This window comes from Burkholderia sp. FL-7-2-10-S1-D7, assembly GCF_001524185.1.
GTDB classification, from domain to species: domain Bacteria; phylum Pseudomonadota; class Gammaproteobacteria; order Burkholderiales; family Burkholderiaceae; genus Burkholderia; species Burkholderia diffusa.
Genome location: NZ_LOWY01000032.1, coordinates 125,688 through 133,197, shown reverse-complemented (window position 1 = coordinate 133,197; position 7,510 = coordinate 125,688). Strand labels below are relative to the sequence as shown.

The 7,510-nt window shown below is 69.7% G+C and carries 6 protein-coding genes; 2 read left to right on the top strand and 4 right to left on the bottom strand.

The features are described from left to right. Nucleotides 1-659: 659 nt before the first annotated feature. Nucleotides 660-1,337, top strand: a complete 678-nt coding sequence (locus tag WS75_RS14955) for a histone acetyltransferase (RefSeq protein ID WP_179948912.1) — start codon at nucleotides 660-662, stop codon at nucleotides 1,335-1,337. Nucleotides 1,338-1,391: 54 nt separating this feature from the next. Further along, nucleotides 1,392-1,964 carry an NADPH-dependent FMN reductase gene (locus WS75_RS14950; RefSeq protein ID WP_059681170.1) on the top strand — a complete coding sequence of 191 codons (573 nt, stop codon included), beginning with the start codon at nucleotides 1,392-1,394 and terminating at the stop codon, nucleotides 1,962-1,964. A 29-nt stretch (nucleotides 1,965-1,993) separates the two neighbouring features. On the opposite strand, the gene WS75_RS14945 is transcribed toward WS75_RS14950, so the two are convergent. Genes WS75_RS14945 through WS75_RS14930 form a run of 4 tightly spaced genes read right to left on the bottom strand, consistent with a single transcriptional unit; the run spans nucleotide 1,994 to nucleotide 7,087 of the window. Next, a complete protein-coding gene (locus WS75_RS14945; RefSeq protein ID WP_059681169.1) occupies nucleotides 1,994-2,629 on the bottom strand; it encodes a DUF2894 domain-containing protein in 636 nt (211 codons plus the stop codon). Beyond that, on the bottom strand, nucleotides 2,626-3,270 hold the full coding sequence (locus tag WS75_RS14940) for an OmpA family protein (RefSeq protein WP_059681168.1): 645 nt from the start codon (nucleotides 3,268-3,270) through the stop codon (nucleotides 2,626-2,628). Before WS75_RS14940 ends, WS75_RS14945 begins: the two co-directional genes overlap by 4 nt. A 3-nt stretch (nucleotides 3,271-3,273) precedes the next feature. Further along, a complete protein-coding gene (locus WS75_RS14935) occupies nucleotides 3,274-6,321 on the bottom strand; it encodes a DUF802 domain-containing protein (RefSeq protein WP_059681167.1) in 3,048 nt (1,015 codons plus the stop codon). A 10-nt stretch (nucleotides 6,322-6,331) separates the two neighbouring features. Further along, complete coding sequence (locus WS75_RS14930; protein WP_059681166.1) at nucleotides 6,332-7,087, bottom strand: DUF3348 domain-containing protein; 756 nt, start codon at nucleotides 7,085-7,087, stop codon at nucleotides 6,332-6,334. Nucleotides 7,088-7,510 lie beyond the last annotated feature (423 nt).

Here is a 7,510-nt window from a genome sequence, read left to right as displayed (position 1 = left end):
TAAAACTCGGTTGCTGCCTGATCTGCTGGAATACCCTCCGGCGCGCCGAACAGCCTTTATGAAACCGTCTCTAAGCATCTGGACACCATGCCGAACCGATTGAAGGCCTCGAAAGCCAAGTCCGCCCAGAAGGGGGTTGGCGCTGAGTGAGCCGCAGCTCGTCGCGGCTCGAACGCGCCAAGCACGAGAAGGAAGTGCACGGCGAATCCGAACTCGCGCCCCAAACGGACACGCAGGATCGTACGTCGCGCCCGGTTCGCGAAACCGCACCGAGGCTCCACACGGCCCCTTGCGACCAATTGTCGCGAAACACCCCGATTCCCCGCGTTTCGTCGCTTTTCTCCCGCAGTCCGGTTGCCCGCCCCGTGCCCGTCGCGTATGGTGCTGACCGTCTGCGCGCGGGCCGTGCCCGCCGTCACCGTCTCCGCGGCACCGCCCTTCGGCGCCGCGCGTTCATGAGGAGAGAGGCGTGATCCACAAAGTCCTGATCCTGTTCGCACTCTGCATCGCGGGCCTCGCCGCGATCGCCGCCGGTTTCCAGCACATCCCCAGCTGATTCGCGGTCCCGGCTCGCTCGCCGAGCCCGGGGGCCGCTGCCATTTCCTTTCCCATTGCGATGAACCTCTTTCCCGATGCGCCCGGGACGGGCGCCTTTTGCCATGCGTATCGACGTACAGCATTCCCAGCACGACATCGACGATGAACTCGACACGCTCTACGCGCGTCTGCACCAGCCGGGCCATCGCCTGCACGGCCTGCCGGCCGTCGCGCTGGGCGACTCGGGCCTGATCGTCCGCCACCGCGAGGCCGACGGCGAATACTTCCTTTACGTCGAGGATCCGTCGGCCCGGCAGCTCGCCGGCTACACGATCTTCAACCGGCTGCCCGAACTGCCGCGCCGCGCGGACCGCTACCTGCGCGCGCCGCATACGCGGCTGCGCGGGTCCGCGCAACGCAAGGGGCTCGCGACGACGCTGTATCGCTGGGGGCTCGACGCGGGCCTGTGCCTGATCAGCGGCGCACGTCAGTCGATCGGCGCGGCGCAGTTGTGGACCGCGCTCGCGCACGACTACCGGCACGGCTTCGTCGACGTCGAAGGCCGCGCGCTGCGCTACCTCGGCGAAGCCGTCGCGGACGACGTGTACGGCGCGCTGCATACGCGCCGGCTGTTGCTCGGCAATGGATGGACACTTGGTGACCTGGCACGCGCAACCGGGATGATCGATACGCTCGCCGCGGCGCGTCAGGACGTGAAGTTTCCGCAGGAAGGACGCGAATGGCAGCACCTGCGCCGCGTCGCGAACGCGCGCCACGTCGCTCACGCACCGATGCGATAATCCGTCGGAGCCGCGCAGCGTCGCCGCGCAAGCCACCATTCCCGACGCTCCTCGATGACCACCGTACCCCGAACCGATTCCGAGCGCCGCATCGACATCGTCGCGCTGTGCGGCAGCCTTCGCGCGCAGTCGTACAACGCGGCGCTGCTGGATGCAGCCGCACGCGTCGCGCCGCGCGGGATGCGCATCACGCGTTTCGATCGTCTCGGCGAGTTTCCGCTGTTCAATCCCGATACCGAATATCCAGCGCCGGCCGCGGTGCGCGACCTGATCGAGCGGCTGAACGCCGCGGACGGCGTGCTGATCGCGAGCCCGGAATACGCGCACGGCGTGACGGGCGTGATGAAGAACGCGCTGGACTGGATCGTGGGATGCGAAGCCGTGGTGTACAAGCCGGTCGCGGTATTGAACGCGTCGCCGCGCGCGACGCATGCGGACGCGGCGCTGCGCGAAACGCTGTGCGTCATGTCGGCGTGCATCGTCGAGCGCGCGTCGATCACGGTGCCGATCCTCGGCAGCCAGCTCGACGCAGCGGGCATCGCCGCGCATCCGCCGTTCGCTTCGGCGCTGACCGACGCGTTGCATGCACTGCGCGCGGCGATCGACGCGCAGGCGCCGGGTCGCTAGGCGACGACCGACGTGGCTGAAAGCGTGTGTTATCGCGCCTTGGCGCGCGTGGTCTTCCGCGCGGGTTTCGCCGGCTTCGCTGCCTTCGCGCGCGGCGCTTCCTTCTCGGGCTGCGCGCCGCCGCCGGCGAGATCCTCGAGCCACGCCAGCGCATCGATGTACGACAGGAATTGTTGCAGATATTCCGGCGACAACTCGCGCATCGTCGCGAGCGACCGATGCACGAGGCTGTTCGAATTGAGCGGTCCCGCGTTGCGCGGCACCTGGTCGAGCGACTGGCGATACTGCTGCTCGGTGCGGACCTTCGACCACATCGTGCGGAAGTAATCGATCAGCGCGGGATCGATCCCGCGCCTGTCGGCCTGCGCGTCGCGCGCGAGCTGCTCGACGAGCCCGCCGAGCAGGCTGCGCGCGGGCGCCGGTGTGGTTGCTTGCGCCGTCTCGCTCGCGGCTGCCGTTTCACCGGCTCGCGAGACAATCTCCGCAAACTCTTCCAGCAGCGTCGCGAGCCGCGCATCGAGCAGGGCGCGCGCGTCGCCGTCGAGCGCGGCCGCGCGCTTCTCCAGCGCGTCGAGCCGATGAAAGCGCACCGGATCGAGCCGGTCGGCGCCCTGCTCGCGCCACGCGTCGAGCGTCGCGCGCACGTGCGTCGCGTCGTCCGTCACTTTGCCCGCCCTCCGCTCGATGCGGTCTTGCGCGGCACTGGCGCGATCTCCACGCGGCGGTTCTTCGCGCGGCCTTCATCGTCCGCATTCGAGCTGACCGGCTGCTCGGAGCCGAACGCGGCCGCAAACACCGACGGCGCCGGCACGCCGGCGTCGATCAGCGCACGCGTGACCGTCAGCGCGCGCTTGGCCGACAGTTCCCAGTTGTCCGCGAACTGGCGGTTGCCGGCGCGCACCTGCTGGTCGTCGGCGAAGCCGCTGATCATCAGGATCTCGTCGCGCGTCTTCAGGTACGTGGCCAGCGGCGCGGCGAGCGTCTTCAGCAGATCCCGGCCGTCGGGCTGCAGCTGGTCGGAATTCAGCGCGAACAGCACGCTGCCGCTGATGCCGATCCGACCGTTCACGAACGTCACGCGGCCTGCCGCGAGCGGCCCGGCGAGCGCTTCCTCGAGCGATTTGCGCTGCTGCGCCTCCTGCTGGCGCGCACGCACGGCTTCCTCGAGCTTCGACGTGAGCTGCAGCTGCATGCCGATCACGCCGACGAGGACCAGCACGAACGCGCCGAGCAGCACCGACATCAGGTCGGCGAACGCGGGCCACACCGGCGCGGAAGGCGCGCCGTCGTCGATTTCGTCGTGCATGCGTTACGCTCCGACCGATGCCCGCCGACCGGCGATCTGCTGCAGATCCTCGACGATCTGCTTCTGCGACATCATGCTCAGGTCGATCACCTCGCGCGCCTGCGCGACGTAGTACTCGAGCTGCTCGTCGCTGCGCGCGAGCGATTTCTCGAGCGCGGCCTCGATGCGCTGCAGGTGGTTGAGCAGCTTGTCGTTCGATTCGCCGAACACCTGCACGGCCGCACCGAACGCATCGCCGAGGCTCGCGACCTCGACCGCTCCCGCCGTGACCTGCGCGGCCACTGAATCGAGCTTGCGCGTTTGGGCATCGACGGTGTCGTTGAAGCGCGCGCCGACGCGGTCGAGCAGGTCGGCCGACGTGCTGACGAGCGCGTCGATCGCGGTGCGCTGTTCGGTCGACGCGTGGTTGACCGCGCCGAGCAGCGTCTCGAGCGTCGCGAGCAGGCGGCTGCGCTCGTCGAGCATCGCGGTGTCGCGCACCATGCTGTCGGACAGGCGCTGGCGCAGTTCGGCGACGACGTCGGCCGCGGCCTTCGGCGCTTCCGACGCGGCTTGCACGAGGCGCGAAATTTCGTTGATCGTGTCGCTCGCGTGCACCTGCGCCTGGGCGGTGATGTCGTTCGCGGTGCGGGCCAGCGTGTCGCAGATGTCCTGCTGGCGCGCCGCGGCCTGTGCGCTCGTCTGCGCCCATTCGTCGCGCAGCGTGGCGGCCATCGCGGCCAACGAGTCGTTCCATGCGGACAGGCGTGCTTCGTCACGCGCGGCCAGTTGCGTTTGCAGGCTGGCGTGCGATTCGCGAATCGTCGCCAGCAGGTCGGTCGAGCGTTGCTCGAACGTGGACGCTTGTGCCGTGAGATCGCGCGTGGTTTGTGCGAGCGCGTCGCAGATTTCCTGCTGACGGCCTGCGCTGTGTACGCCCGCGCGCTGCCATTCGTCGCCGAGCTTCGCTGCCATCGCGGCCAGCGAATCGTTCCATACCGCCAGACGTTCCTCGTCGCGCGCGGCCAGTTGCGTTTGCAGGCCCGTGTGCGATTCGCGAATCGTCGCCAGCAGGTCGGTCGAGCGTTGTTCGAACGTGGACGCTTGTGCCGTGAGATCGCGCGTGGTTTGTGCGAGTGCATCGCAGATTTCCTGCTGACGGCCCGCGCTGTGCGCGCCCGCGCGCTGCCATTCGTCGCCGAGCTTCGCTGCCATCGCGGCCAGCGAAGCACTCCACGTCGCCAGACGTTCTTCGTCACGCGCGGCCAGTTGCGTTTGCAGGCCCGTGTGCGATTCGCGAATCGTCGACAGCAGGTCGCTTGAGCGTTGCTCGAACGTGGACGCTTGCGCCGTGAGATCACGCGTCGTTTGCGCGAGCGCGTCGCAGATTTCCTGCTGACGGCCTGCACTGTGTACGCCCGCACGCTGCCATTCGTCGCCGAGCTTCGCTGCCATCGCGGCCAGCGAATCGTTCCATGCTGCCAGACGCTCTTCGTCGCGTGCGGCCAGTTGCGTTTGCAGGCCCGTGTGCGATTCGCGAATCGTCGCCAGCAGGTCGTTCGAGCGTTGCTCGAACGTGGACGCCTGCGCCGTGAGATCGCGCGTGGTTTGTGCGAGTGCATCGCAGATTTCCTGCTGACGGCCCGCGCTGTGCGCGCCCGCGCGCTGCCATTCGTCGCCAAGCTTCGCTGCCATCGCAGCCAGCGATGCATTCCACGCAGACAGGCGTTCCTCGTCGCGCGCGGCCAGTTGCGTTTGCAGCCCCGCATGCGACTCGCGCATCGCGGCGAGCGCCGCGCTCGAATGCCGCTCGAACGTCGCGGCGGCTTCGCCGAGCGCGTGCGCATGCTGGCCGGCCAGCGTCTCGCCGACCTGTTCCTGGCGCGCGAGCGCATCGCGCCACGCGTCGGACAGCCGGCTTTCGGTCGATTCGAGGCGCGTCGCGACGCCGTCGAGCAAGTCCGCCGAACGCTGCGCGAAGGTGTCGGTGAACTGGCCGAGCGTCGTTTGCAACTGCTGCGCGACGGCATCGCCCGCGCGGCGCTGTTCGTCGAGCGCGCGATTCCAGACGGCCGTCACGTTCCCGGTGGTCTTCTCGAAACCGTCGGTCAGCCCGTCGAGCTGACGCTGCACGGCGCTGGTCACGGTGTCGCGCAGCGCGGCCATCTCCTGCGCGAGCCCCGTCATCGTCGCCGCGACGACCGGCTGCAGCGCGGCCCCGGCCACGCGCGCGCTCTCGGCGGCGCTTTCCTTCAGTGCATCGCCAACGTTCGATGCCAGGCCGGCATACGCGCGCTCGGTCCGATCGAAGAACGCCTGCTGGCTTTCGATCTGGCGATCGTGCAGCGCGACGCTGCGCGCCTCGAGCGTCGTCATCATCGTCTGCAACCGGTCGACCAGCGCCGGCATCACGTCGGCCTGGCGCTGCAGCAGCCGGAACGATTCGTCGCGCTGGTGTGCGGACGAATGCACGCGCAGCGTCGTCGCAATCTTCGCGTCGAGCTGCTGGCCCGCGTCGAGCCGTTCGCGGCGCACGAGCGCGGACAGCAGCCCGAGCATCGCGGACGTCGCGACACCCGCGATCGACGTGCCGAACGCGAAGCCGAGACCCTTCACCGGCGCGATCAGCGAGGCCCGGATCGCGTCGAGGTCGGTCGCGCTTTCGAGCGCGGCGCCCGTGCCCTTCAGCGTCACGACCATCCCGAGCAGCGTGCCGAGCATGCCGAGCAGCACCAGCAGGCCGACCAGATACGGCGTGAGCGACGGGCCCGGCAGCGCGACGCGCGCGCCTTCGACGCGTGCCCGCACGGCACCGCGCAGGCCCGGGGGCAGCGTATCGAGCCACGTGTCGAGCGTCGCCGGGGGTTCGGTCAGGCCGGCCACCGCACGCGACAGCGTGACGGTGGCCTGCCGGTAGCGCTGCAGTTCCCACGCACCGGCGACGTAGCACGCGCCGATCAGCAGCGTGACGGCCGTCGCGAGCGGGTTCGACGCGACATAGCCGATGCCGATCCAGCACACTGCGAGCAGACCGGCGATGAAGACAACGAGATCAAGACGAATTCTGGACATAGCGTAGGGATTAGCAGGTACGAAGGGCCGCGAGCAGCCCGTCTACCGTTTGAAACCGGACTTCGAGTTCGGCGAGCAGGATGCTTTGCATCTCGTTTCGGAACGTGTCGAGCCACGTGCCGGGCACGATCGCCGCGGCGGGCGGTGCGTCGCCCTCGGCATCGGCATCGGCATCGGCCGCCGCTTGCGCGTCGGCCAGTGCCTGCCGTTCCGCGTCGCGCAGCCGCTCGAAGCGCGTGCCGAGCAGCGCGGGCACGGCGGACAGCAGGCTGCGCTCGCGCGCGCCGAGCACTCGCTCCATGATCGCGTCGAGCGCCGCGAGCCGCGCCATCCCGGACGAACGCGCGGCGACCGCGACCCGCAAGCGGCCGCGCAACTGGCCGATCGCGGTCTCCATTTCCTGCTGGAGCGACAGACAGCTCTGGCGGAAATCCGCGAAGTCGGCCGCGTCGGCGGACGGCGGCGGCAACTCGCCGGGACGCCGCCGCGTGCGCGGGCGGAGGGCGGCCGTGATCGCCTGCGCGAGGTCGTGGCGCACGCGCGCGCAGTCACGCTCCGCGTCGTAACCACGCACGCCGGCCGCGACGCCGGGCGGGCTCGCATTCAGCGCGGACGACAGCGTGATCGCGTCGGTCCAGCCGAGCCACTGGCTCAGGCGGTCCGACAGCGTCAGCCGGGATTCCGCGACGTCGGCATCGGTCAGGCGCGCGAGCAGCCGGACGAGCGTCGGGCCGCTCAGTGCCGGGCGCGGGGGTGCTTGCACCATGCTGCAAACCGTCAAAAAAGGCAGCAGTTTACACGTCGTCGGGAGGTCGACCGCCAGAATCGCGGAAGCGGCTCGGCCCGGTACGCCGCGCAACCGGCGCGAACGCCCGCAGCACAAGGCTCGCGGGCCGATCGCCGGGGTTTCCCGGTGCGCCGGCGCGGCGCTGGCCACGCATCCGGACGCCTTCCGAAGCCCCCGGGCGGGCGCCGGTTCACGCCAGACCATCCTGTTCGCCCGCTTGCGATTCCGTCACGGACGTGCGGTAACATCGCGACACCCGCCGCGCGAATCGCGCCCGATGCGGGCCCGCGCCGCCCTGCAACCGGCGCGCGGGCCGCCCGCACCATGGATATCCGGCCGATATCCGCGGGACGCAGGCGGCGCCCCGGGAGACGGGCGCCGCCGCCCATGACAACGACTGAT